Here is a 24605-nt window from a genome sequence, read left to right as displayed (position 1 = left end):
AAGTACTTACCTCAGTTCTTCCTCAGGTATCAAACCAAGCTTCTTCGCTTTTGCAATGGTATCTACCCTTGTTCGCACTCCAAACTTTTGGTACAGACCAGTTAAGTTATACTCCAATGATCTCTGACTCATTGATAAGGTTCCAGCAATTTCCCTTGTACTTTTCCCTTTGGACAGTTCCAGAAGGATTTGTTCTTCCATAGACGTAAGGATGACTTTTTCTTTTGAATTGGAACCCTCAGTAATGATTCCGGGCCTTCTTAATTCCTTTACCAGTGAAAGCGGGAGGACAACCTGCTGTCTTAATGCACATCTTATACCTGCCACCAGTTCATCCCTGGATGAGGTTTTTGACAAAAATCCAGCGACACCAGCTTCAACAAGTAAATTAAAATGAGGTTTGATATCAAAACCTGTGTAAATTAACACTATCAGCTCTGGATTGTATGCCAAAGCCTGCTTTGACAGTTCAAGCCCATTCAGATGCGGCATGTACAAATCAAAAAGCAATACATCATAATGATTCAGCTTGATTTGATTCATAGCATTTAATGAACTGTTTTCAACGGTAATTTTAAAATCCGGCTCTTGTTCCAAAAGCATTTTTGTCCCTTCTATAATTGATAAATGGTCATCAACAATCAGGATGTTAATCATACTAATCTCCTTTCATTATTTATTGGCAGTTCCAAAACTGCTTTTAACCCGCTGCTCGGCTTTGAACGGAATTCAATCTTTCCGCCCAAGCTTTGCGCTCTTTGAATTATGCTTGTTAACCCCATATTATGAAAGGAGGGATTCAGCTTGGTTACATCGAATCCGACTCCATTATCACTGTATACCATCTTAAATAGGCCATCCCTGCTATGGATGTTGAAATTTAAGAGAGAGGCCCCTGAATGTTTTTCTGCATTGTTAAGTAATTCCTGGACAATACGGTAGATGCCAATCGTTTGCTCCTCACTCAGAGAGAGATTCAGAGTATTTTCTGAGGAAAAGACAATTTTAAAGGTGGATGTAACTTGGATATGCTCAAACAAATTTTCCAAAGCCCTTTCGAGTCCCAATTCCCTAAGCAGAGGAGGCCGCAGCTCATTGCAAGTCACCCTAATCTGGTGAATAGTGTCAAGCAACCCTTGTTCTATCTTTTTAAGCTTGGCTTTACTTTCCTCTTCTACTTCATATCGATTTAGAAGTGCTTCCAGTCTTCTATACAAATCAATTTGATCCTGTAAAACCGTGTCATGCAAATCACTCGATAAAGTCATACGTTGCTGTTCCTGCAGATTAAACAACAGGCGTAATACCCATTGCGGTGTTTCCCTGCTCCGTAAGGCAGTTTCCAATTGGTTCATTAAATTCGCTATTACATTTAAATTTTCAAAAACCATCACGGTATAATAAGCCAGCGTTTCCAGCCAAATGGATTCCATCTTTTCCTGAACGGCCTCAGCATTTATTGAAAGGATATATAAGCTATTCTGATGCTCTCCTAGTTTAATCAGCAACTTGTCAAGAACAGGCTCTATTTGGCCCACTTTTATTTGAGTAATATAGGATGCTAGCTTATGCGCTTCACTGCTCTGGCTTTCCAGAGGAATCCTAAGAAGGTCAGGATCAGATTCCGGAAGGATGATTTTCAGCTCTTTAAGTAATCTATCTTCAAGATCATCCAGTTTCATGACTAAAGACAGATTCTGAGAGAAAGATTTCAAACTCTTTTGCAGGGCTTCATAACGATTCTTTCGGCGCTCAAGTTCATTCTCCATTAATTTTCTTTCCGTTATATCCCTAACGGAAACAACCTGAAGGTAATTCTCTGTATCAGGAAGAGGTGTTGTTTTACATTCGAAGTGCCGTACTTCCCCATATTTATTAATAATGCGGTATTCGGTTGAAGAATTTTGTTGAGAAGAGAGCAGATTTCTATGCCTTTGAAGCATATATTCCTTGTCATCAGGATGAATGATATCAAAAATGTCCATATGTCGTAATTCTTCGGGACTATAACCAGAAATCTCGCTTAAATTAGGTGTTGAAAATAAAGTATGACGATTTTGATCAACGATAAAAAGGATATCCATTGTATGTTTCATCATTATTTCAACAACCTGATGGTAAGAATCTGTCTTTTCCATTATTACACCACCTATTAGTTGTCATAAATGTGACTTTTATATGTAAAGTTTACATGAAAGCTAAAGCGCGTGAACCGAAAAAATCTTGCGTGGTTCCACTTTTTCATTTGACATTTTCATTGTATAGGACCCTGTTTTGAACAAACCGCAATCTTTTCGAGTAAACCCGCAGTATTTTGTTGATGGTTTTGAAGGAATTTTTTCGCAAGGAATTTTCTCACAAAAAATAAACCACCAATGGTGGCTTTGGTATCTTTATTTATGTAATTTCAAAAATCTGAAGATGAATATATCTGTGCAAGATAAATTTGAAAACGGGAATTAGACTAGCATATGGAGATTAATTTCCAAGTGAAGATATTAAATATATCCTGTAAAAGCAGCTTACTATTTCAAACTCTTACACACGATAAAAATTTGTCTCAACCGCCAGTTGGAATATACATCTTAACAATTAGCCCGTTTCCAGGTTGTGAGTGAAACTCAATACTGCCGTTAAGGCTTTGTACCCTTTCTCTCATACCCGAAAGTCCCATACTATTAAAAGAAGGAGTCAATCTCCCTGCTTCAAAACCTATTCCATCATCAGAATATTCCAGCTTTAACATATCATCTAATTTTGTCATGTTAAAATTAAGATTAGAAGCCTGGGAGTGTTTTGCAGCATTGTTAAGCAACTCCTGTACAATGCGGTAGATGCCAATTGTTTTTTCTTCATTTAGTGAGAGCCCCGTTGTATTATCTGTCGTAAACATAATTTTAAAGGTTGATGATCCTTGGATATAATTAAATAAATTTTCCAGAGCCCTTTCAAGTCCTAATTCCCTAAGCAACGGCGGGCGCAGCTCGTTACAGGTCACCGTAATTTGGTGAATGGTGTCCAACAATCCCTGTACAATACCCTTGAGCTGGTCATCAATCTCTCTATCAAAATCATGCTCCTTAAGAATAGTTTCTAAGCTTCTGTATAATTCTATTTGATCCTGTAAGACCATATCATGCAAATCACCGGATAATTCCAGCCTTTGTTTCTCCGAAAGATTAAACAATAGCCTTGATATCCACTGGGGTCTTTCATTTCTTTGTAAAGCAGCTTCTAATTGCTTCGTTAAATTTTCAATTACATTCAAACGCTCAAACACCATGATTGTGTAGTAAATCAACGTTTCAAGCCAGATGGAATCCATTGCTTCATTGATAGATGATGCCTTTATCGTGAGAATATAAGCATGCTCCTTTCGGTCTCCTATCAAAATGAGAACCTTATCGCCTACAAACTCCATCTGCCCGACTGTTAATTTTGACAAACAGCCTACAGAGGGATTCCTTTCAACGGCTTGATTTTCGCGGTTATACACGATAATTTTTGGTGCAGAGTCTGGAATGACCATTCTTAGTTCCTTTTCAAGCCTAAGTTCAAGATCCGACACCTTCATTACTGATGATAAATCTTGTGAATAATTTTTCAAGCTGCTTTGCAGGTCTTGATACCGATTCTTTCTATTCTGAAGCTCAGCCTCCATTTTTTTTCGATCAGTAATATCCCGAATCGAAACCACGACTAGCTGGTCTGGATGATTTGGAACAGGCATCACTCGAGATTCAAGATATTTCATTTTCCCATTTTTATGGAATACTCGATATTCATCAATCTTAGGTTCGAGTGTTAGTAAAACTTCCCTGTGAGATGCTACAAGTTGAGCCTTGTCTTCAGGATAAAGAAGGTCAAACGCATTTTTACCAACTAAATCTTCTGGGCTATAACCTAAAACAGCTTCGAATGAAGGCGTAACAAATTTAACAATTTGATTCTGGTCAACAATTAGAATGATATCCAAAGTATGCTTAGTAAGCATTTCAAACTCCCAGTTTATATGTCCTGTTGTTTTCAAATTTTCACCACCTATTAGGTTAATTTTTCTATTATTAACATTGTACCTGATGTATTTAATATGTGAATAGAATATTTTTAAGGGTATACAGTACACCCTTGCCATTGTGAAATGTTGTATATCCTTAGTATTCAGCAATAACTTAAGCATCTACATCAGACTCACCTATAATAAATTGGATTTCATGAAGGCTTTCATCAATAAACTAATAACAGAAGGGCCTTACTTCCAAAAGAAGTAAGGCCCTTTATTTCTTATATTAATCAAAAATTACACTTGGAAACAATAATCCCCAAAGGGTTTAGTTTTGGTCGTAAGAAGATTTACTCATATTTGTAATGAACCGTCTGTCAATCAAGAAAGCCATTAGCACTGCGAGTAAACCAATCAACAGGGGTATTCCAAAAGCTTCAAGAGAAAACAGTTTGCCTTCCAGCTTTAGATTGTCTCCGCGGTATTCTAATCGTTTGGCCCCATATTTAGCAGTTAGAATATCCTCCTGCTTTGCTAAATCTTCAAGCGGTGCTTCAAATACAAATCTGTCTGGAGATTGGCTATGCAAGTATAAGAACTCCTTCGCGTTCCCCTGCTCCTTCCATTGTACCACATCTTCAGCAGCCAGGGACTTTGCCTCAGTTCCCGTAACCATCATTCTGTCTAATTTCAGAGCATCTGATGCTTGATATCTGGCAAGCAGGTTAAGATAATGTTTGGTAACAATAGGCTGTTCAAAGTTTGAAATTGTCAAGACCTTGGTTGTTCCAGAAGCGGAATAAGTATCAAATACTGATGCCAATGCCCCTTCCTCCATACCGTTATAAAGCAGCACACCTGTCTTTTTCTTGTTCCACTGAAATGCCTGATTGGCTATATAAATGACTTCACTTTTATCAATATAGTAAGGTACAATCCTTGGATTTTTAACGAAATGATAAGAAGGATAATCCATCTCTTTTGCAACTTTTTCTGCTATGGGTTCACCTAGCTTCTGTGAGATGACATAGAGTACGGCATCAATTCCTGAAGTGAGTCCAGCCGAGCCTATGGTATTTTCGTCAGAAACATACCGTTGGTCCCTTACCCAGTGAATGTCAGGATATTCCTTTTGAGTAATAGGAAAAAACTGCCAATGTGTGGTAGCTGTCTTTCCTTTCAATAAACCGGTATCGGCAAGATTAGCCGCTCCACCACAAATACTTAATAAAGTAGCCTCTTTATGTTTTTGAATCCATTTCCGGACGGGTTTGTATTTCTTTTGGTCAGCCATAGGCATGTTAGGAATCACGATAATATCGGGACTTTTTCCTAATAATTGGTCCATTTCTTTAAAAGAGTAATGCGGTATTAAATCCAAACCACCTGTTAGGGTTTTTACTTTATTGTCCGGGGCTACTGCAAACACATTGTACGCATCTGTCATAGCAAACATTTCGTATGGAACCATAAAATCGAATACTTCTGTGGTTAGATTCGATAATAGGACTGCCACTGTAGGTTTTTGGGGATTATATTCAGGTATTTTTATTTCATTAAAAATAGGAACAGGTTGATCGCGAACAGTGAGCCAATAATCCTTTTTTTCCTTAAGAAATCCTACAAATCCGATTCCTCCCACGAGTAAAACAAAACTAGATAAATAAACAGCAGCACGCAATAATAACTTCTTCATTTTGACCTCCCGAAAAATCTTTAATCTTATGGATGCTATAAACTGGTTATATATAATCAATATAACAATATAAACAGAATAATAAATTTAAGCAAAGAGCATAATTATATCTTCGATAAAACTTTGGCAGATTGATTGACAGCAGAACCGCCACGGCGGAAACAGCCATAGTTGAGTCAATCCTAGGAACGCATTTCTTCCTGTAACGCTAGAAAAATGCTAGAAAAATCAAAGCTGACAGCTTATAGTTATTTTTTCATCATCCTACAGACAATTTAAATTTATCTTCCCTCGGCAAATTTTGTTTCGAATAAAGTTCTTTATAATAACCATTTCTGTTTAACAGGCTTTTATGATTGCCGCTTTCTATGATCGTGCCGTTTTTCACTACAAATATCGTATCAGCATGCAAAATCGTCGAGAGTCTGTGTGCAATCATAATAATTGTCTTATCGTGATCAAATTGATTAATAGACTCTTGAACAAGCTTTTCACTCTCATTATCAAGGGCGCTGGTGGCTTCATCTAAAAAAATGAATGACGGATTCCTCAAAAATACACGGGAAAGGGCCACTCGCTGCTTTTGACCACCTGAAAGCTTAATCCCTCTTTCCCCAACTTCAGTATCGTATCCGTTTGGTAGGGCTGTAATAAAATCATGAGCGAAAGCCTTTTTAGCAGCGGCCATGATCTCCTCATCTGTCGCATCAAGCTTTGCCATTTTAATATTGTCCTTAATCGAAGTGCTGTACAAAAAGTTATCCTGCGTTACAATGCCCATATGCTCCCTGAGACTTGCTATCGAGTAATCTTTTATATTCACACCATCGATTAACACTTCACCCTTCGTTACATCATACATTCTGAGCAAAAGCTGTAAGATGGTACTCTTGCCACCCCCACTTTCTCCAACAAACGCATAGGTTTTCCCTTTTTCAAGCTTCAAAGAAACGTTATCAATAATTTTGTTCGTTCCATCATAAGAAAACGAAACATTACTTAGTTCAATAGAATCGATAAACTGCCTTAGTTCAACAGGATTTGCTTTTTCTTTAATCACCTGCGGCGTATTGAAGAACTCAAAGATCCTTTTTAAAGCAACACTCCCTTCCGTAATTGCAGGATATGCATTGACTAAAGCGGCAACAGGACTCCTCATTTTATCGACATAAGCAAAGAAGGCAATTAAACTACCAGTAGTTAAACTGCCCTCTATTACAAACAGACTGGCAATAATGGCAACGATAAATGGTGTCATATCACTTAGAACGTTAACCGAAGCTAACATTACTGCATTAATCCTGGCATGCTTATCTGTTAACATGTCAAAATGAGTTAAGTGTTGATCCAGTTCTTCTTTATCTCGCTTTTCAGAGGCAAATAACTTTGATAGGAAGGCTCCTTGTATTTTTTCAAAAATAAACCCGCTCATAACAGATCGGTAACTCATCATGATTCGGGTTGATCTTTTAAACCTTCTCGATAGAAGATGAGCAAGAATAAATTGAAATCCGACTAGCACGACAGAAAGAATTGTCAATTTAACATTAAGTGTCAACATGACGACTACAACGAACAGGAGGACAATCATTTCGATCCAAATGTTTCCAAAGACAGCAGTCAGGAAGCCTTTCATCTTTTCGATATCATAGAAAAAGTGGGCGCCAATTTCTCCGCTCTTATTTTCCACAAAATACTTTGCATCAAGAGAATGAACTTTCTTGAATGCATCTTGACGAAGGCATTTAATAATATTGTTGTTAGCCTTATGAATACAAAATTGTCTCACATATTCCATGGGTGTTCGGATAAAAAGAAAAACAACCAGCATACCAACGACAATATACATTAGCTGTTCTAGCATTTCCGAACGAGACAATGTTTCATTTTGCAGCAAATGATCAAAAATATATTTTAATATTAACGGAACAAATAGCGGGATCAGAAAACGAAACAGGCTCCCGACGAACCCAATTAAATATAATCTACTTACCCGTCGCACATAGGGTAAAAATAACTTAAAATCTTTCATTTTACAAAACTCCTTTCGAAAGAAAAATCAGTCTATCTAGAATTAAAGTGATCCCAAATGCAAGTTTCTAGTGTATTGTGATTTCATTCTACGGTGATTCAATGCTTTACAAACCGCATACTTTGTGAATCATGACCGCATGTTTTTTGAGTACTGCCGCAAATTTTTGTGGGAACCCTTGTTTTCAAAAAAATCCGCCCAAATGGCGGATTTTCAATTAAATTGGCAAAAACACGACGCCTATTGAATTTGTTAGGCTGATGAGCACAGTACCCAGCACTAATAAATGAAAAATGGGATGATACGCCTTTACATACCTTAAAAAGAGGTAGAATACACTGTTCTATCTCTCCTTTTTGTTTGATCCTAATGGACTTTTACAACATAAGATACCGTAAATACTTGGTTATCCTTTTGAAACTGTCCCCATATCTTGTAAACTCCGGCTTTCGGAAATTCTGTTTCAAAAAGTGCTTCTGGGCCGCTTCCCTGACCCTCTAATGCATGAACGTGCAAGTAACGCTCCCCGTCCTCCGACAAAACTACCACATGACCAATCGATCCTAAGTAAGGCTCGAGGTCGCTAATCGGTTGATTGGTTTTTTCGTCTGTGAATGTAAACTTAAGAGTAAGTTCCTTATTTGCCTCAACTGAATCCATTGATAATGTTACCCGCTTGCCATCCACTGTTTTCTCGAGCCTATCATCAACTGTGATTGGAGCAGGCCACTGCTCTTTTCCATCAATTTCAACCCACTCCATCTTGGTCATCGAACCGCCGTCTGCTGGCTTAAAGTCCGCAATCAGCCTATACTCGCCGCCTGTTGGAAAGTTATTCGTAATCTCGAACAAACCATTACCTTTGTACTCAGGATGCACATGATTGAAATAAGATAAATCGTTGCTGACGATAATCAAGTGCAGCAGTTTTTCGTGATTAATCTCAAATCTTTCAATCGGCTTTCCATTATTTTTCACGATTTTTAGTTGAATCCGCGCCTCATCACCTGATTCACTATCAACTTCCCATATCGCTTTGACGTCATCAGCGAGGATCCGAGTGCTTACTTCCGTGACTTTTTCATTCTCCCAGGATTTATTCGTTCCACAAGCCGATAGCAATAACAAAGGCAGCAACAGGATGAAAAGGATTTTACTCATATCGAAGCGCCTCACTTAATTTGATTTTTGCCGCCCTAGATGCTGGAGCAAGACTGGAAATAATGCTGACAACAATCCCGAACAAAATCGTTAAAGTGATAATCGTCCATGAGATTCCGAAATCAAAGGTTAGCGAGTTTATTTCCATAAAGGTAGAAGTAATATAGATTAACAAAACGCCAAACAGTGAACCGATGCCGGTTGCAGCCAGCCCTATACCCAATCCTTCTAATAAAATCATTCCGATAATCTGGCGGCACGAAACACCAACCGCACGCATCATCCCAATCTCACGAATTCGCTCCATAATACTAATAAGCAAGGTATTGGTAATCCCAATTCCTGAAACGATAATAGATAGGACAACTAGACCATTAATGATCGTGAAGGATCCTGTGTAGTTGGCACTAATTACAGTCACCCAATCCTCTGGTCCAAACATTTCTTCAATTCTTTCGCCAAATTGATCAAAAACTCGTTCCCTTAATTGCAGCGGACTAGTTTTCTCATCTTTAATGACAAGGGCATTTCTTTCATACTTAACTCCAAAGTTCTTTTTAAAATTATTTTCCTCCATAAAAGCTCCGTAACCGCTATTTTTCATTGTATCGACAACAGATACAACCTTAAAGAGTTTTGTCCCCTGAAGCGTATCAAGCGAGATCGACTCCCCAATGTTACCTCCCCAGATCTCGAAGGAGATTTTATCCAAAATGATCTCATCGCTCTTTAATCGTCTAATCAATTCACTGTGGGATTTCCCCGAAGTTGCAAACAATGGGAATTTATCAATCCATTCCTCTCCAACTCCATAGACAGGGAGTTTTCTCTCTTTTCCTTGATTGATCCAGACGATCGGTTGTAAGGAGTAGGCGGTCGCATCGGCTATGCCGTCAATATTTTTTAACCTCTCTAAATCTTCTTTTTCAACATGGTGAAACATGATGTCAAGATTCCCGCCGTAGGAGGAATAAATCACTTTTTCGTATGTCTGAAGGAGCGCGGAATTCAAAGAACTCATTAACACAATCATCGCAATACCCAAACTGAGAATGACTGAGGTCATCGAGGTCCGTCCTAAATTTCGATTGAGATTGCGTATCGCCATCTCACCAGAGAATCCAAATAATACCCTGTAGATCCTTCTCAAAAAGAAATCAAATAATTTAAACAAATAAGGAAATAGCATTATGATTCCAATCATTAACGGGACAATCAAGAGTAAATGTTTGATAAAAAAACCGGATAGGATGAGTAATCCTCCAAGGATCCCAATCCACTTTTTCGGAGAAGAAGCAGCTCGATTTTCTTTTAACACCTCAATCACGCTGACCTTTCCTGCTTGATGGATCGGGTACAAAGCGGCCATGATTGGAACAAGCATACCAGCAAGAACGGAGATGAGAATCCCTTTCGTCAGTATCATGCTGCTTCCTTCATCATTGACACCGCTAATCAAGAAGATTAGCGATTTTAAACCAAGACCAAATCCATAACCGAGCATTATGCCGGCGGCAGTACCAATGATGGAAAGCAAGATGACCTCCAACAAAACCATCGTTTGTATTTGTGATGATGCATAGCCAATTGTCTTAAGCACGGCAAATTCGTTCTTTCGTTCCTTTATACTGACATAAAGTGAATTGAAAATAATAAATGCGCTAAGGGCAATTCCTAAGAATCCAGCAATATAGAGTGCGAGAAAGAAAGAATCCAACATTTTGTACTTTGAATCGAAATCGATGACAACAGGCTGCATATAGATGCCATCATAGTCTTTAAGAAACCGGTCTAGCCGCTGCTCTGCCTTTTGCAAGCTCGTTCCGTCTTCCACTTTGAATTGCAAATTATCAATCTTACCGGATAAATCAAACCAATCCTGTACTACCACTAATGGGACAGCGACAGACCAATGGTGATATTTCGCCATCATCCAGCTTGATGGCCCCATGAGTTCGACCGTATATTTTACAATAGCCGATACTTTAATCTCTTTGATTCCATGGTCCGTTTCAAAGAAAATCGTGTCTCCGACATCTTTTTTCCATACTTTAGCGGTTTTTTCGGTAATGATTGCGCCACCCGAAGTTAAATTACCTTTAATCACTTTAAAATCCGTAATAGGTGTATCTAGATCACTATATCCGCTCAACGAGACCCTTCTTTGAATCGCCGAGATTCCCTTATCTTCAATATGAATCTTTGTGTTTTCCTTCAAGACTGCGACCGACTTCATATTTTTCAGTGTCCCTGCTTCCTTATACACCCTTTCTGAAAAATAAGCATCGGTTCCATTTACATTAAAATCTGCTTTACCAAAGGCAGACTTCAGATAAATTGGAAAGGATTTCTCGGCGGAGTCGACCGCTGTGATGACCGCAAAGGTGGAAGCCACTCCGATTATAATCGACATCATTGTAAGAAAGCTTCGAAGCTTTCTGCGCATTAAGTTACGCCAGGCTATCAGCCATTGATTCATATTCAACACCTCCTTTTTTGCGATTTCTTACAACTTCCCCGTCTCGAATCACGATTACTCTGTCTGCTGCTACCGCTGCCTGTTGATCATGTGTTACCATAACAATTGTGATTTGCTCCTCTTTGTTCAATCTTGAAAGAAGCTGCAAAATATCTTCACCATTTTTCTGATCGAGATTTCCTGTCGGCTCATCTGCAAAAATCAATTTCGGTTTCATCGCAAGTGCTCTTGCAATTGCTACCCTCTGTTGCTGCCCGCCGCTAAGTTGAGCTGGAAAATGGGATGCCTTACCCTCCAGGTTGACTTCCTTTATCAATTGTTGAACCCTTTTATTAATTTCTGCTTTAGAAGCCTTATTTGCCGAAAGCGAGAGTGCAATATTTTCAGCAACATTCATCATAGGAAGAAGCTGGTAGTTCTGAAATACAAAGCCGACTTTTGTGCGGCGAAATAACGTTCTTTCTTGTTCGTTCAGATTGTTTAATCGAATCCCATCGACGATAATGTCACCAGAAGTTGGCAGGTCAAGCCCCCCCATTAGCTGTAAAAGGGTACTTTTTCCCGAACCGCTGGGACCCATGATCGCTACGAATTCACCTTTGTTGATGTGAACGTTGTTGTTCTTTAAGGCAAAGAAATCACCCGATTCTAAAGTAAATACCTTTGAAACATTTTGAATCAAAATCATATAAATAACCTCCACTTTATTTTTATAAAGTCCTATGCATTATTCCAACTAAGATTTCTCAGATGTATTGGATGCTTTCATTCTACGATGACTTTATTGATTACAAACCGCAGACTTTTTGAGAACTGCCGCAGAAATTTTGGGTTGCACCGAACCTGTTTTGCTATACTGGTGTTAAAATCTCTAATTAAACAAAAAAGGCTGGTTCAGAAGTTTATTTAAATAAACTTCTGAACCAGCCTTCTCTAATTTGTTCTTTAAATTTGTTTTTTTTTAGATTAAGTACATACGGGTCATAGTGGTTTCTATCCTTTTTTATGTTAATGTGGGCTGAATTTACGGTATGTGAAATAATAAAAATATATATACATCCTAATAGATACGAAAACCATAAACCTTTAGTATCATCTGTTTGTGCGCTAAGAAAAACATGTGGAAAGATCTTCTGATTTAACTTGTGCGATTCAACCTTCCCTCATAACTTAGACTGTTTCCAATACTGATGATAGAATTTTCTACTCTTAGCGCTTCCTTCTCCTTCTTTGCTAGAATGATTAAGTAGGATCTTTCAATAAAATAAGGACGCCCATTCCAAGCAGTAACATCATCTGGGTTATGCTGTAAGCCTCATTAATGTTGTACAGTTTTTATATTTCATATCGATGACAATCAAGTACTGTAAAATTTATTGATTTTAATTTTCCATTCTTTAATTTTATTAAATAAATACAGTAATTGAAATTTAAAATCTGTTTAATATGTTCAGGTAAAATTCATATTACCGATATTACCATGAATTTTACGATTCTGATGCAAAAATAATCCTCTAGAACCATAGATCAGCAATATAGTCCTTATAACATCAAAAGAATATTCTAGAAGCAGCTCAAATAGATCGAGCTGCCTAATGTTGTTCTTTTAAATGTTCTTTCTCATAAATACCGTTTTCACTTCACTTCCATTCGTTTTTGCAACTACTTCTTCACTGAAAATCTCATATCCGACAGATTCGTATAACTTTATATTCTTTGGGACAGACGCACGTACTTGGCAACGAACTTCTCTCCTTCCATGCTGGCGAGCATATATCTCTAACCATGAAAGCATGGATTTTGCTATACCCTTCCCTCATCCCTCTGGACAAACAGAGAGACGAGAAAAGTAAAGGAAATTCTCGTCTAATTTGAATCTTACTGAACCCATCGGAATGTCACTTTGTATGTATAAACAGGCTTGCTCTTTGTTATCAGCTAAAGATTTCTGTATAGAACTCACGGTTTCGTTTAAGGCACTCGATGGAATATCTATATGCCGATACTCTTCAAATGCAGACATCATAACCGCATGAACCAAACATGCCTCTTCTATCTCTGCTAACCGAATCATCATATTTCTTCCAATCAATATAGCTCTCAACACTTGAAAGAGAGGAAATCGATATAAGAAATAAGATTCAAACTATCTTAAATTATATGCTTCAAGGACTAAGGACATATCGGCTTGCCTCATCATAATGTCCTCTGCTTTTTCCAGGGGACTAAATCCATATTGGCTATATAATCCATGAGCATCTGCGGTCGCCAACATAAAACGAGTGCCCTTAAGTTTAGGGTGATTCACAATGATGTCTAAGAGCCATTTACTTAATCCCTCACCTCTGTATTTTGAGAGGATGAAGACATCGGCTAACCAACTAAAACGAACAAAATCGGTAATAACCCTCGCAAATCCAACTTGCTGGAAGTCACTATTTATATCTGGTGTTTTCTTGTAAATACCGTAGCAAATAGATGAATTATTAATCATTTCATTGACTAACTCTTTTTTTATATCTTTTGCCCAATAAGATTGTATACTTAAAAATTCATGAATCATATCTAAGTCTAAGAGCTCTTTGCTTGTAGAGATGAAAAAGTGCTCTGTTTCTCCCTCAATTTTCTTCATTGAGAATTCAACCTCTCTTTCTGTAACAGCTAGTTTTATATCGCCAATATGCGGTCTATCTACGATTCGTGTAGTCGCTTTTCAATATCCCATAAATATCTACCTTCATATGTCCCACATTTCAATATGTCTTGTTTTAATGCCCCTTCATAGATCATCCCGATTTTCTTCATTACTTGTGTTGATGCTTGATTTTTACTCATTGCATGTGCCAATATTCGATTTAGATTAAGTTCGATGTTGGTTTTATTGTTGGCTTTCCTTAAACTTATCAAGGCATTCTTTACATATACATGATTTTCTCAATTGGTTAACTGGCACTAAATCAAAAATTCCACTTGGAAAAACCTCTTTACTGCACCAGCATGAATGGTTACCACAGTTATTGCTCTTACCACAGATTGGACATGTAAGTGATTTTTTAGTTTCATCATTCACATTGCTCCCCCACTTCCTAGTCTTAGAAATCTATGAATTAAGTCTCTTGAATATTGGATTTATTATAAAACTCTTTAATGTCCTACAAAACAATGTTTCTTTGTTTTTTAATAATATACTCTCCATTCACACCTTCAATAATCTTTAATTATTCCTTGTATCAGATGAATAATCCTTTTTAAATCACTCCTTACCAAACTTAACATTGCAAACATTCATGCTGTAAGGAAAAAGGGATCAAGAATTGATCTTAACCCCTTCTTAGTACCAAAACCAAATTTATCCTTCTTCGATCTCTTCAAAATCGAGATCAAGGTCCTTTTCAATTAGATATTGAATAAAAGCTTCTTTATTTTGATATGCATGTTGTTCTAAATTACCTTTTATCATCTCCCACATTTCTTCGTATTCCCTTAAATGCAGTTCATCTAGCTCCTGTTCAGTCAAGATAGCACCAGTATTCACATTTTTATATCTTTTCATATTCAACCCACTCCTTTTCGATGAACATCAATTACATTCTGACAACCATACTTCCCAAATGTAACTTTTTTATTCCCATTATGTATTACTTCAAAACCAACTAACTGAAAAGGAGCTGTTCATATAGCTTAAAATTTTAGTTTAATTAAGCCATTAGTCCCGACCTATTTGATTATAAAAGGCTCCTTTTCCATTACAGACTCATAACCATTTATTTCTGGTATGGGTATATAATAGAAGCAGAGCCTATTGAAAAAAGTATCATACTACTATAAATGAAATATTTACATTTGAATTCTCAATCCAACTTGCAGCAACTTTTCTACACCACTGCTAGTATTTTGTGATTTTGCAACGGCAACATGACAACTACTTTATAAATAATTCGTAAAGCTTCTCAAGACTGTACATAACAGCTCCAATTCCTGCCAAGCCTACGACAACCCAAACGATTTCTTTTACATTCTGTTTCGCCTTCGGATGAACAAGAGGCCTTTCACTTGTGGGTAATTTTTTGTGTTTTTCTGAGTCGCCCATAATCTTCCCCCCGTCAATTACCATTTACTTAAATATATTCCGAAGGTAATAGAACGGTATGGGCGTTATTATATTGTACTCGAGTGTATCATATGCATCTCTATTCAGAAAATTCTTTTACATGTAAGATAAATAGAATATCCTACACATTGATTATTACTTCTTTGGATGTTGTTTGTAAACGATGAAAATACAAAACAAGAAAACTGAGCTCTGCTTCAGATAGGATACTACTAGGAAAGAACTGTTTGAATATGTCAATGGCGATTTCCCTTTGCTCATTATATTCTATGCCAAGAGCAGTTGCCTGAAAGCAGGCTTTTCCTTGTATCATAGTATTACTGCATATTCTTTCAATTAATCTGCAAACATGACTTACATAAGAAATACTGACGATATCTGATTCATGAAGGATTCTATGTAGTTGAAGCTCTGTTTGCGAAATAATAAAAGGCAAATACATGCGAATCTGTGATAAGTGCTCAGTAGAATTTACGAATTTGGTTATTGTATGTTGAAATGGAATGAAAAACATACATACACCCCTTTTTTCTTTCGTATACCGATAGAACAGATTTTCAAAAACTGAAAAAGCTCCACTCGTCCGCAAGTAAAAAGTTAGGACCACTAATCTGTATGAAGAAAAAAGAAATGCTGATGTTATTAGTTCCATAATAGCCTTATTTAATAAACATATAGGATAATATAAAACATTCTTTTTCCTATGAAATATTCCTTTGCTCATTCTTGTTTATGGGCAAAGATACCTCGTCCCTTCAATCATTAATACTTCTTTTTAAATTAATGCCTAGTTATGATCCGATAAGCAAGGGTCTGTTTCATTGCTATAAGGAAGTCCTCTACACATTCTTTTATTTCCTTCCTTGAAGCCCCTCTTTGTATCATTTTATGATGAAGATATGCAATCATAGATTTGCTGCATACACAGATGTATAGTATGTCTTCAAGCTCCCCGTTCATGATTGATGTGACCCATGTACTTTCTTCAAAATCAAGTTCCTTCATATACACAAGGCGTTCTCCAATTAGCTGTAAAATATGCGTATGGCTCGTATCATTTTGTAAAATTGCCTCTACACATCCATCAACAAACAGCTCTTCAATTTCTTTGTATATAACCAAAGTTTCGAGTTGCATAGGTTATACCTCCCAAAAATGGCTTTGTATACATACTATATATACTAGATGTCATTTATGTAGAACCATAAGAATATTTGTAAACGCTAACTGAAATTCATGTAAACGCTTGCTGGTTTTTGGCGCATGATTCCTAATGGACCAAATTGTCCTTTTATCTTAGCATACTTAATCCTGAATGATTGTAGATTCTTTCGTATGAAGCATGCAGCATTTTTTAAAATTTTTATATTCATAATTTGGTCTAAATCGAACTATAATCATATATTTTATATGAAGGATACAATATGAGCATTTTTTATGTAACACATACCATATGAAATAGGTGAGACCAAAATGGTTAATGTTTATTTTAATGTTTATTTTTTCGAAAACAAAAATCTTTTATTAAGTCAGTTGCGTAAATATGTTCCATCCGTAGGTGAAGATTTAAAAATTAAAGGTCGTAAAGGAAAAGTGTCAAGTGTTACTAATATTGATGAAAAAAATATTTATGTGCAAGTTATCTTAGAAAACGTTAGTAAAAATAAAGTAATTGTAGATAATTCAAACAAGAAAAAAAGGTAAGTAAAGCGTGGCTTAATAGGGTTAACTAAGGCAAATGCAATTTGTCCGGCTTCAGTAATACACCAATGTTGACGAATCTTGAGAATGGAGTTTACATCAGGAAGAGCAACTTAGTTTGTAAAGAACATCTGCTGTGCCAGGTGTTCTTTTTATCTAAATCGAATTTTAATTATGGTAAATGAAATTCCCCCTACATTTATATGACCTGCAACGGAACTACTGCTATATTATCGCAATTAGTGCAAAATAACCCTTTTTACCGCCATCGAGTTTACATAACATTATTATGAATAACTGAACTCTTTCCTGAAGCAATTATGAAAAAGAATTCAACTAAGGACAGCGTCAGGAAAATACGGATTTACAACGATAAGGAACTCCAAATAAGAAAAGCCAAATTTCTCTCTTACGACGCTGAGAAATTTGGCTTTAGTGCTTCACAATCGCAACCTAAAAAGCTTCTGTCTTTAATTTAGAGTACTTCATTTGAGATGCGAAATTTCAAATTCTTCTTTCTCTAAGGGTTATCTTACATTTTTAATGATAATTTACCGAAGAAAATTCTCTATGATGGAGATCTGTTCTTCTGTATTTAAAGCCGGGGCATGACCTAGTTTTGGAATTGTTACCATTTGGCAGTTTGATTTTTGCGCCATTTTTACCGCTACATCTAGGGGCAATACATCTGATCTTTCCCCCCGAATGAGTAATATTTTAGATCGAATGGCTTCCCAATGGTTCCATAAGCTTAAATCCTCCGTGTGCTGAAATTGCAAAACGATGTTCGGATCATAATCAGGACTAATCCCACCCTCATCCCTTCGTCTGCAAGAATACTGGGTAAAATCAATCCATTCTTGCTCATTAGAAAGACCGAATGCGGCATAAATGGTCTTATAATAATTCTTTAGTTCGGTAAAGGTTTTGAATTGTGGAGGAGTCCCTACATAACTTATAATTCGTTTAATACCTTCAATATCTTGAACAGTATTGTCAGAAGCACCTGCTCCAATGTCATTTAAAACTAAGTGGGTAATGCGATTTTTGTGAAGCGGTGTTCCGGCAATACGCATCCCAATGGCTCCTCCCATCGAGGTTCCAATCCAACGGACCTGCTCAATTCCTAAACGGTCCAATAGTCCAATAGCTAGGTTACTGTAATTTTCAAAACAATAGTCCTTTTCAGGGGAAGAACTCCATTGGCTCCATCCTCGCCCAATCGTATCTGGACAAAGGATATAATAATCTCGGGATAAATGACGAGCCAAAATATCAAAGTCCCGCCCATTCCGGGTTAAGCCGTGCCAACAAACCACAGTTGGTTTCTGCGGATTGCCCCATTCAGTAAAATGAACCTCCATACCATTAATTATTTCAAATCTAGATTTAGGAGATAGCATACAACAACCCCATTCATTTATCATATTCTGTTAATTATATATTCACTATGCAGGAGAGTATCCCTTCTTCCATAAAACACCCTGATAATAGAAAAATAAGAACTATCTAAGCAGCTCTTTTGATATTCAATCCCTGCACTCCTTAATAGATTTTTATTGAGCATAATAGTGAATTTTAAATTGGTTTTTACCAATTATTACCTTATATCTCTATATTGTTAGATTCTGATATTTCAGTTATAATATAACTGTTGTTTAACAACAAAAAAGAGATGGTTTTATTGGTTTTACCATCTCTTTTTACCTTTTAGTGATAATTTTCCTGAATTTATGCTACTTGCTAGATCTCCATATACTGCACCGCACTACGGATTATAATTTTTTCAAATCCATTATGTCCTTACTCTTTATTTTATTGTGGAATAAAAGCTATATGGAGAGGTTGAGGATATCGCAGAGTTAGTTTTGTTCTTAACCTCCGATAAAGCATCTTTCATAACAGGAGCTGCCTATGATATTGACGGCGGTCTAACGATCCATTAATTCGCCTTAGTTTCACGAGGAACATCTGCTACGCCAGGTGTTCTTTTTATTTATTTGACAAATAAATTTGTATGTTCTTTTATTTTCCATAGCTCCCTACCTCATTAAAAACCCGTCTATTATGTAGATTATCAACAATAAGCTAGACAATTTTCTTAAGGTGTTCAAATTTGCGCTCGATTGGGCTTACATATACCAAAAGGATGAATACAACAATTCATATTATTCCATAAAGCTCCATTTTTAACCTAAAAAAGAAAGAGTGTGTTTTTTTCTTTTTAGGATGGGTAACATAAAGATATATTTAAATGTGGAAAGGTACCTGATTATTTGCAAACTTTTTAATATTACAGGTGTTGAAAACCTAAGATTAAGGAGAGTAGCACATGGAATGGAAACCGGAACAACATGTTGAATTACATAATTTCAACAACCTTACAAAAACACTTTCGTTCAATTTTTGGGATATATGTTGGTACAAAAACGAAAAAGAGCGTGCAGCTTATATTGAATACATAGATGAACAATACAATGCAGATAGACTAACAAATATTTTAAAAAATGTATCAGATATTATCGGTGCACATGTTTTAAATATCGCCAAGCAGGACTATGTACCGCAGGGAGCAAGTGTCACCGTATTAGTTTCAGAAGGACCGGTTGTGGAAGTGCCAACCGAATCATTCGAAGAATCACCTGGACCTCTTCCTGAAGCTGTAGTTTTAGCTTTAGACAAGAGTCATATCACAGTTCATACTTATCCAGAGTACCATCCAACTGATGGTATTAGTACATTCAGAGCTGATATTGATGTGTCTACATGTGGAGAAATTTCACCACTTAAAGCATTAAATTATCTTATTCACTCGTTTGAAACAGATATTATGACGATTGACTATCGTGTTCGAGGCTTTACTAGAGATATACAAGGGCGCAAATTATTTATTGATCATGATATTAGCTCGATCCAAAACTATATACCGGAAGAAATAAAACAGTTATATGACATGATAGATGTAAATATCTATCAAGAGAATATTTTTCACACTAAATGCAAACTCCGAGAATTCGACTTAGATAATTACTTGTTTGGGTATACAAAAAATTCGTTAAGTTCTGATGAAATAGAGAACATCACAAGAAAACTACAACACGAAATGAATGAAATTTTTTATGGCAAAAATATAAATTCTGGCTCAATAAGAGAACATTAATAAAGAGTGCGAACACGATCGCACTCTTACTCATTTAAAAACAAAATTCTATCATCTTTTATTTTGCATTGATAAAATTTTCGTCCATTATTTAATTCAATCATACAGATCGCAGCAAGACCTCCTTGGAAAAGTTCTTCAGTAAAAGCATGAACAATAAATACCCCACAATTCCCCATCCTCTTTTACCCTACATACAAGATTTCCATAAAGCTCAGGTAATTCCTCTAACTAATGATATTTATTGAAAATCAAAAAGGCTTCCCCCTTTTCAAAGAAGTTAAAAGACAGACACCATTTTGACTACTAAGCTGCAAAAGTCTGTACAGTTTTGCATGCACTTTACAGAGAATAATTTCAATGAATCCTTGTGAGGTATAAAAACTAATTTATTTCGAACCTCACGAATTTCTTATTTATTTAAAGACCCCATAATGTTAAGTGGATAAGAATTGTCCTCTTATACATATAGCATCATATGTATAAGATAAAAGCTGAAGAGTAAACCACGCTTTTTTGTGTACACTTCTTTGAGTTCTATATAATAACATGTTATCATGAGTGTACACTGTAACCTGTTGGGGGTGAATGTAAATGAAAAAACGCGAATTTGAATTTGTGTCCTTTGAGGCAGAAGCAAAGTTTTTAGATCGTGTTTATGGACAAAAGAAAAAAAACTCATTATCAAGAGCAAAAGCTGCTATGCTCTCTGCAAGACAAAGTACAGATATTAAATACTTAAGGAATATGGTTAAAAAGGTAAAGGGATAGGGGAATGTATAAGATTATGGAGCTGCCATTTATTCCATTTATGGATTTAACAGACGAAGATATAATCAATAACTTTTCTTGCGTTAAAGAGTCATATGACGAGGAGGAGCAGGATTTAATCCCCCTTCATAAGTCTATTGATGAGTATCTAAAAGAAAAAGCTTACAAACATCATCATGAACAACTTAGTAGAACCCACTTGCTCTTAAATGAAGACCAAACAAGAGTAATTGGGTTTTTTACATTGTGCAATGATAGTATCGACTTTAAAAAGCATTATGACAAAAAAGTAGAACAATTTGTAAAAGAACAAGGGCTGTTCCCGCAAACAAAAGATAATAAGCATCACTTTCCCTCCGTGATACTTTTGAACTTTGCATTAGATAAAGACTACCAAGGGAAATCTTGGCCGGTAACAGAAACGAAATACAGTGAGATTTTAATTGGTCATATGTTCCGGATTGTTTACGAAATTGCTTCTATTTCAGGATGTACTTTAATTACGTTACAAGCAACGCCTAATTCAGTTGGGTTTTACGAAAGTTATGACTTTAGTACCTTTAAAGATAGAGGTGTCATAGATCCATATAAACATATGCTTTATTTTGTAGATGATTTATTTTAGTTACATATATTTATTGGGATCAGGGAGCCCTTTCCCTGCTTTTTTATTCCCTTAAAATCAATTTTTAGTCTTTTATATGGGAAGTTGGAGGGGATCTTATGAATCAGAGTGTTGATAAACAACCTATTGCATTAGTTACAGGAGCTTCAAGCGGGTTTGGTTTGCTGACAAGTGTAGAACTTGCCGGCGAAGGATATCGAGTACTAGCTTCCATGAGAAACTTGGATAAAAGAGGAAAGCTGGAAGCAGCTGCTCGTGAAGCAAATGTAATAGATCGGATTGAGATAGTTCAATTAGATGTAACTGACTCTTCTGCCGTAGAAACTGTGATTGCGGATTTGATTCACTGTTACGGACGAATTGATCTGTTGGTGAACAATGCGGGGTATGCAGTGGGCGGCTTTACAGAGGAACTTGCTGTTGAAGAATGGCGGCGGCAATTTGAAGTTAATTTTTTCGGATTGGTGACTGTAACGAAAGCTGTTTTGCCGTCAATGAGGGAGCACCGAAGCGGCAAGATTATAAATATAAGCAGTATCAGTGGACGAATTGGATTTCCTTCTATGGGGCCTTATGCGGCGTCCAAGTTTGCGGTAGAAGGATTTAGTGAGTCTTTACGTTTGGAGATGCTGCCATACGGTATTCATGTAGTTTTAATTGAACCAGGATCCTATAAAACGGCTATTTGGTCAAAAGGTTTGGATTCAGTAACGCTTACTCCAAATTCCCCTTATGCTAAAGAGATGAAGGCAATTTTGAAGCATGTCAAGCATGTTGCAGATACGGCACCTGCTCCAGATGAAGTGATTCGACACATTGTACAAGCAGCAAAATCCCCTGCTCCGAAATTGCGGTATCCGCTTGGTAAAGGCGTTAAATTGGGGATCATCTTAAAACATATACTGCCATGGAAATGGTGGGAGCGTATCATAATAAAACGTTTTTAGAAAAGGAAAATGAGTCGCTAATATAAGCTTTGAATATATTAAAGGATAACGCCAATAGCATTGCAAGTTGTTTTGGTTTATTTTTGACGTGTGTTTCGCAAACAGCACACGTCAGATAGATGATAAATCTACCTCTTCCTATCAAGTGAAAATTGAACGCGCCATAGATCTTTGCGAAACACAAAAACAAGTAAAACATAAAAAGAAATAGAACAAAGCATCAAAGAAAGATGACCTCCATTAAAGGCGGTCATCTTCCCATGCCCTGTCGTAGTCTTTTATAGTGTTCTTTTTCTCTAAAGTGTCTTCCCATTGACTTTTTGTAAATTTCTCAGCTTTAGGCTCTTTCATTTGATCTCCCGGTATGATTTTTTCTTCTTTTTTCACTTCAATTCCCTCCTGCTGTTTGTTTAAAGCTAGTCATAATTGGTGTTAAGGGTACACTCATGCTGCAACTATTTATCAAAGAACCCTAAAGCACACTTTACCCCTTCTTGAATATCATTCGTTTCGTATGCTGCTAAGTCCTCAAAGGTAATTCTCAACTTTACATCTTCTAATTCATAACCGCTATCTAAATCAATATTTAAAAGAACCTCATACCCATCAGCATTAACGCTCGTTTCAATAATGTTAAAAGTTTGAATAGATGTACCTGTTTTATACTTAATGGGTTCTAGAAAATCCGACATAAAAACACCGCCTTTTTTCATTCAATCTAACATCTTCAATATAGCTTGCTCAAATTCTTCTTTCTTTATGAAACAGCCCCTTTTCTTTAAATGTTTATGTTTTACCTTCTTCAATACAGCTGATCCTTTAGTCGAACAAGAAAAAAAGCCGCCGAAGCAGCCTTTCTTTCTTGAATAAAATGTTAATATTCAGGAAAAATCCTGGCATACGAAATTCACGTTTTGCTCAGGAAAACCCTTTAAAGTAAAGGGCTGTGGGTACTAGAAGGTTTCATATACAACCATACCCGTCTGTGATAAATCATAGCCGCCAATTGCTTGCAACTCTGCTTGGAAACTTTCAGCATTTAAAACAGCCTTCATAGTCTGAATGATATCCTTATTCTCAGGTGTTTTCAGTATAATCAAGTCGTATCGTTCCGTTGTAAGAGGAATAAACTCCGCACCCACAAGCTCAGCAACTTTCTCTGTTCCAATTCCTGCATCGGCTTTTCCGCTTATCACACTGGAAGCAACTCCAATGTGATTGCTTTCCTCCCATTCGTATCCCTGAATTTCACTGGACAGTATGCCGTTAATACGCAGCTGTTCATCTATAAGTACACGAATCCCAGCTCCGTATTCGCGGTTCACAAATTGTACATTGCCTCTTCGTAAGTCCTGCCACGTTTGAATGTTTTTGGGGTTTCCTTTTCGTACATAGAAGCCGACCTTTCTAAAAAGAAGGTTGAATACAATAAAAGGGCGACCAACAAGAATTCGTTTCACATAGGGAACGTTATACTCTCCTGTATCCCCATCGAATAAGTGCAGGCTTACAATCCCTTTTCCAGTACGACAAAGATTCAGTAAACTCGTCAGACTTCCATTGTAAGCCCGTAAGATGGAGGAAGAAGGTATCTCCTTTTCTATGTACTTAGAGAGAATATCTAAAGACAAATCCTGCCCGCTAATCACAGTTGTATAGTGAGATGAAACAAGAGTTTCCGGAACAGAATCAGGTGAAAGCACATGAGGCTTTACTCCTGTTTTAAGCCGTTGGATGTACTGCTCTAAATCCTCCACATCAATACGCATTTGTCGGCCGACACGGTAGGCGGGAAGTTCCCCTTTCTTAATCAAATCATATATGGTCAGTTTAGATACCTTTAGCTGCTTTGCTACTTCTTCTGTTGTATAAGAGTCTCCCCTCATCTTTCGTTCCCTCACTTTCCCTATCTATTGTAT

At 36.8% G+C, this 24605-nt stretch carries 25 protein-coding genes and 1 pseudogene; 6 read left to right on the top strand and 20 right to left on the bottom strand.

From position 1 onward, the window contains the following. Nucleotides 1–6: 6 nt before the first annotated feature. From AC6HZ4_RS14375 to AC6HZ4_RS14300, 16 genes are all read right to left on the bottom strand, one after another. Complete coding sequence (locus AC6HZ4_RS14375) at nt 7–657, bottom strand: response regulator transcription factor (protein WP_497490256.1); 651 nt, start codon at nt 655–657, stop codon at nt 7–9. Further along, the gene (locus tag AC6HZ4_RS14370) at nt 654–2138 is read right to left on the bottom strand and encodes a PAS domain-containing sensor histidine kinase (RefSeq protein WP_497490254.1); all 1485 of its coding nucleotides are present in this window, start codon (nt 2136–2138) and stop codon (nt 654–656) included. The genes AC6HZ4_RS14375 and AC6HZ4_RS14370 overlap by 4 nt, the downstream gene beginning before the upstream one ends. A 422-nt stretch (nt 2139–2560) precedes the next feature. Next, entirely contained in the window at nt 2561–4030 is a 1470-nt protein-coding gene (locus AC6HZ4_RS14365) for a PAS domain-containing sensor histidine kinase (protein ID WP_497490253.1), read from the bottom strand. Between the two features lie 301 nt (nt 4031–4331). Then, nucleotides 4332–5699, bottom strand: coding sequence for a DJ-1/PfpI family protein (locus AC6HZ4_RS14360; RefSeq protein WP_497490252.1), 1368 nt, complete (start codon nt 5697–5699; stop codon nt 4332–4334). Between the two features lie 259 nt (nt 5700–5958). Next, nucleotides 5959–7731 carry an ABC transporter ATP-binding protein gene (locus AC6HZ4_RS14355; RefSeq protein WP_497490251.1) on the bottom strand — a complete coding sequence of 591 codons (1773 nt, stop codon included), beginning with the start codon at nt 7729–7731 and terminating at the stop codon, nt 5959–5961. A gap of 366 nt (nt 7732–8097) precedes the next feature. Continuing rightward, nucleotides 8098–8892 carry a DUF8832 domain-containing protein gene (locus tag AC6HZ4_RS14350; RefSeq protein WP_497490249.1) on the bottom strand — a complete coding sequence of 265 codons (795 nt, stop codon included), beginning with the start codon at nt 8890–8892 and terminating at the stop codon, nt 8098–8100. After that, a complete protein-coding gene (locus AC6HZ4_RS14345) occupies nt 8885–11371 on the bottom strand; it encodes an FtsX-like permease family protein (RefSeq protein WP_497490248.1) in 2487 nt (828 codons plus the stop codon). Before AC6HZ4_RS14345 ends, AC6HZ4_RS14350 begins: the two co-directional genes overlap by 8 nt. Next, complete coding sequence (locus AC6HZ4_RS14340; protein ID WP_497490246.1) at nt 11343–12059, bottom strand: ABC transporter ATP-binding protein; 717 nt, start codon at nt 12057–12059, stop codon at nt 11343–11345. The genes AC6HZ4_RS14345 and AC6HZ4_RS14340 overlap by 29 nt, the downstream gene beginning before the upstream one ends. A 918-nt stretch (nt 12060–12977) precedes the next feature. Next, complete coding sequence (locus AC6HZ4_RS14335; protein WP_497495717.1) at nt 12978–13178, bottom strand: GNAT family N-acetyltransferase; 201 nt, start codon at nt 13176–13178, stop codon at nt 12978–12980. 9 nt (nt 13179–13187) lie between these two features. Beyond that, nucleotides 13188–13448 carry a hypothetical protein gene (locus AC6HZ4_RS14330; protein ID WP_497490245.1) on the bottom strand — a complete coding sequence of 87 codons (261 nt, stop codon included), beginning with the start codon at nt 13446–13448 and terminating at the stop codon, nt 13188–13190. A gap of 69 nt (nt 13449–13517) precedes the next feature. Beyond that, the gene (locus AC6HZ4_RS14325; RefSeq protein WP_497490244.1) at nt 13518–14003 is read right to left on the bottom strand and encodes a GNAT family N-acetyltransferase; all 486 of its coding nucleotides are present in this window, start codon (nt 14001–14003) and stop codon (nt 13518–13520) included. A 246-nt stretch (nt 14004–14249) separates the two neighbouring features. Beyond that, nucleotides 14250–14441: a cysteine-rich CWC family protein gene (locus AC6HZ4_RS14320; protein WP_497490243.1), complete on the bottom strand. Its 192-nt coding sequence runs from the start codon at nt 14439–14441 to the stop codon at nt 14250–14252. A gap of 279 nt (nt 14442–14720) precedes the next feature. Further along, complete coding sequence (locus AC6HZ4_RS14315; protein WP_497490242.1) at nt 14721–14924, bottom strand: hypothetical protein; 204 nt, start codon at nt 14922–14924, stop codon at nt 14721–14723. Nucleotides 14925–15293: 369 nt separating this feature from the next. Next, nucleotides 15294–15461 carry a hypothetical protein gene (locus AC6HZ4_RS14310; RefSeq protein ID WP_497490241.1) on the bottom strand — a complete coding sequence of 56 codons (168 nt, stop codon included), beginning with the start codon at nt 15459–15461 and terminating at the stop codon, nt 15294–15296. A 142-nt stretch (nt 15462–15603) separates the two neighbouring features. After that, nucleotides 15604–15996: a hypothetical protein gene (locus AC6HZ4_RS14305; protein WP_497490239.1), complete on the bottom strand. Its 393-nt coding sequence runs from the start codon at nt 15994–15996 to the stop codon at nt 15604–15606. A gap of 266 nt (nt 15997–16262) precedes the next feature. Then, nucleotides 16263–16619, bottom strand: a complete 357-nt coding sequence (locus AC6HZ4_RS14300) for a hypothetical protein (protein ID WP_497490238.1) — start codon at nt 16617–16619, stop codon at nt 16263–16265. A 336-nt stretch (nt 16620–16955) separates the two neighbouring features. Between AC6HZ4_RS14300 and AC6HZ4_RS14295 the strand changes: the two genes are divergently transcribed. Continuing rightward, entirely contained in the window at nt 16956–17186 is a 231-nt protein-coding gene (locus tag AC6HZ4_RS14295) for a hypothetical protein (protein ID WP_497490236.1), read from the top strand. Between the two features lie 548 nt (nt 17187–17734). Here the strand turns inward: AC6HZ4_RS14295 and AC6HZ4_RS14290 are convergent. Next, complete coding sequence (locus tag AC6HZ4_RS14290) at nt 17735–18586, bottom strand: alpha/beta fold hydrolase (RefSeq protein ID WP_497490234.1); 852 nt, start codon at nt 18584–18586, stop codon at nt 17735–17737. Between the two features lie 447 nt (nt 18587–19033). On the opposite strand from AC6HZ4_RS14290, the pseudogene AC6HZ4_RS14285 reads away from it, so the two are divergent. The 5 genes and pseudogenes from AC6HZ4_RS14285 to AC6HZ4_RS14265 form a co-directional block, all read left to right on the top strand. Next, a pseudogene (locus AC6HZ4_RS14285) lies at nt 19034–19129 on the top strand (SDR family oxidoreductase); the annotation flags it as partial. A 386-nt stretch (nt 19130–19515) separates the two neighbouring features. Next, entirely contained in the window at nt 19516–20343 is an 828-nt protein-coding gene (speD, locus tag AC6HZ4_RS14280; RefSeq protein WP_497490232.1) for an adenosylmethionine decarboxylase, read from the top strand. Nucleotides 20344–20937: 594 nt separating this feature from the next. After that, entirely contained in the window at nt 20938–21114 is a 177-nt protein-coding gene (locus AC6HZ4_RS14275) for a hypothetical protein (protein ID WP_497490231.1), read from the top strand. 16 nt (nt 21115–21130) lie between these two features. Next, nucleotides 21131–21739: a hypothetical protein gene (locus AC6HZ4_RS14270; protein ID WP_497490230.1), complete on the top strand. Its 609-nt coding sequence runs from the start codon at nt 21131–21133 to the stop codon at nt 21737–21739. 98 nt (nt 21740–21837) lie between these two features. Beyond that, nucleotides 21838–22686, top strand: a complete 849-nt coding sequence (locus AC6HZ4_RS14265) for an oxidoreductase (RefSeq protein ID WP_497490229.1) — start codon at nt 21838–21840, stop codon at nt 22684–22686. Nucleotides 22687–22926: 240 nt separating this feature from the next. On the opposite strand, the gene AC6HZ4_RS14260 is transcribed toward AC6HZ4_RS14265, so the two are convergent. The 3 genes from AC6HZ4_RS14260 to AC6HZ4_RS14250 all read right to left on the bottom strand — a co-directional run bounded on the left by AC6HZ4_RS14260 (nt 22927) and on the right by AC6HZ4_RS14250 (nt 24572). Further along, nucleotides 22927–23073 (bottom strand): hypothetical protein, encoded by a 147-nt coding sequence (locus AC6HZ4_RS14260; RefSeq protein WP_497490228.1) that lies wholly within the window; start codon nt 23071–23073, stop codon nt 22927–22929. Between the two features lie 68 nt (nt 23074–23141). Next, nucleotides 23142–23378: a hypothetical protein gene (locus AC6HZ4_RS14255; protein WP_497490227.1), complete on the bottom strand. Its 237-nt coding sequence runs from the start codon at nt 23376–23378 to the stop codon at nt 23142–23144. A 261-nt stretch (nt 23379–23639) separates the two neighbouring features. Further along, entirely contained in the window at nt 23640–24572 is a 933-nt protein-coding gene (locus AC6HZ4_RS14250) for a substrate-binding domain-containing protein (protein WP_497490225.1), read from the bottom strand. Nucleotides 24573–24605 lie beyond the last annotated feature (33 nt).

This window comes from Ectobacillus sp. OTK (genome assembly GCF_059698935.1).
Note: the sequence above shows the minus strand (reverse complement) of the source record. Positions and strands in the feature narration are given on the sequence as shown.

Excerpts from the sequence above, each read along its gene's own strand:
- AC6HZ4_RS14300 (WP_497490238.1), bottom strand. The coding sequence starts at position 16,619 with ATGCAACTCGAAACTTTGGTTATATACAAAGAAATTGAAGAGCTGTTT.
- AC6HZ4_RS14345 (WP_497490248.1), bottom strand. The coding sequence starts at position 11,371 with ATGAATCAATGGCTGATAGCCTGGCGTAACTTAATGCGCAGAAAGCTT.
- speD (WP_497490232.1), top strand. The coding sequence starts at position 19,516 with ATGGAATGGAAACCGGAACAACATGTTGAATTACATAATTTCAACAAC.
- AC6HZ4_RS14290 (WP_497490234.1), bottom strand. The coding sequence starts at position 18,586 with ATGCTATCTCCTAAATCTAGATTTGAAATAATTAATGGTATGGAGGTT.
- AC6HZ4_RS14265 (WP_497490229.1), top strand. The coding sequence starts at position 21,838 with ATGAATCAGAGTGTTGATAAACAACCTATTGCATTAGTTACAGGAGCT.
- AC6HZ4_RS14350 (WP_497490249.1), bottom strand. The coding sequence starts at position 8,892 with ATGAGTAAAATCCTTTTCATCCTGTTGCTGCCTTTGTTATTGCTATCG.
- AC6HZ4_RS14255 (WP_497490227.1), bottom strand. The coding sequence starts at position 23,378 with ATGTCGGATTTTCTAGAACCCATTAAGTATAAAACAGGTACATCTATT.
- AC6HZ4_RS14305 (WP_497490239.1), bottom strand. The coding sequence starts at position 15,996 with ATGTTTTTCATTCCATTTCAACATACAATAACCAAATTCGTAAATTCT.
- AC6HZ4_RS14375 (WP_497490256.1), bottom strand. The coding sequence starts at position 657 with ATGATTAACATCCTGATTGTTGATGACCATTTATCAATTATAGAAGGG.
- AC6HZ4_RS14360 (WP_497490252.1), bottom strand. The coding sequence starts at position 5,699 with ATGAAGAAGTTATTATTGCGTGCTGCTGTTTATTTATCTAGTTTTGTT.
- AC6HZ4_RS14310 (WP_497490241.1), bottom strand. The coding sequence starts at position 15,461 with ATGGGCGACTCAGAAAAACACAAAAAATTACCCACAAGTGAAAGGCCT.
- AC6HZ4_RS14325 (WP_497490244.1), bottom strand. The coding sequence starts at position 14,003 with ATGAAGAAAATTGAGGGAGAAACAGAGCACTTTTTCATCTCTACAAGC.
- AC6HZ4_RS14250 (WP_497490225.1), bottom strand. The coding sequence starts at position 24,572 with ATGAGGGGAGACTCTTATACAACAGAAGAAGTAGCAAAGCAGCTAAAG.
- AC6HZ4_RS14270 (WP_497490230.1), top strand. The coding sequence starts at position 21,131 with ATGGAGCTGCCATTTATTCCATTTATGGATTTAACAGACGAAGATATA.
- AC6HZ4_RS14355 (WP_497490251.1), bottom strand. The coding sequence starts at position 7,731 with ATGAAAGATTTTAAGTTATTTTTACCCTATGTGCGACGGGTAAGTAGA.
- AC6HZ4_RS14315 (WP_497490242.1), bottom strand. The coding sequence starts at position 14,924 with ATGAAAAGATATAAAAATGTGAATACTGGTGCTATCTTGACTGAACAG.
- AC6HZ4_RS14275 (WP_497490231.1), top strand. The coding sequence starts at position 20,938 with ATGAAAAAACGCGAATTTGAATTTGTGTCCTTTGAGGCAGAAGCAAAG.
- AC6HZ4_RS14330 (WP_497490245.1), bottom strand. The coding sequence starts at position 13,448 with ATGATGATTCGGTTAGCAGAGATAGAAGAGGCATGTTTGGTTCATGCG.
- AC6HZ4_RS14295 (WP_497490236.1), top strand. The coding sequence starts at position 16,956 with ATGGTTAATGTTTATTTTAATGTTTATTTTTTCGAAAACAAAAATCTT.
- AC6HZ4_RS14340 (WP_497490246.1), bottom strand. The coding sequence starts at position 12,059 with ATGATTTTGATTCAAAATGTTTCAAAGGTATTTACTTTAGAATCGGGT.
- AC6HZ4_RS14370 (WP_497490254.1), bottom strand. The coding sequence starts at position 2,138 with ATGGAAAAGACAGATTCTTACCATCAGGTTGTTGAAATAATGATGAAA.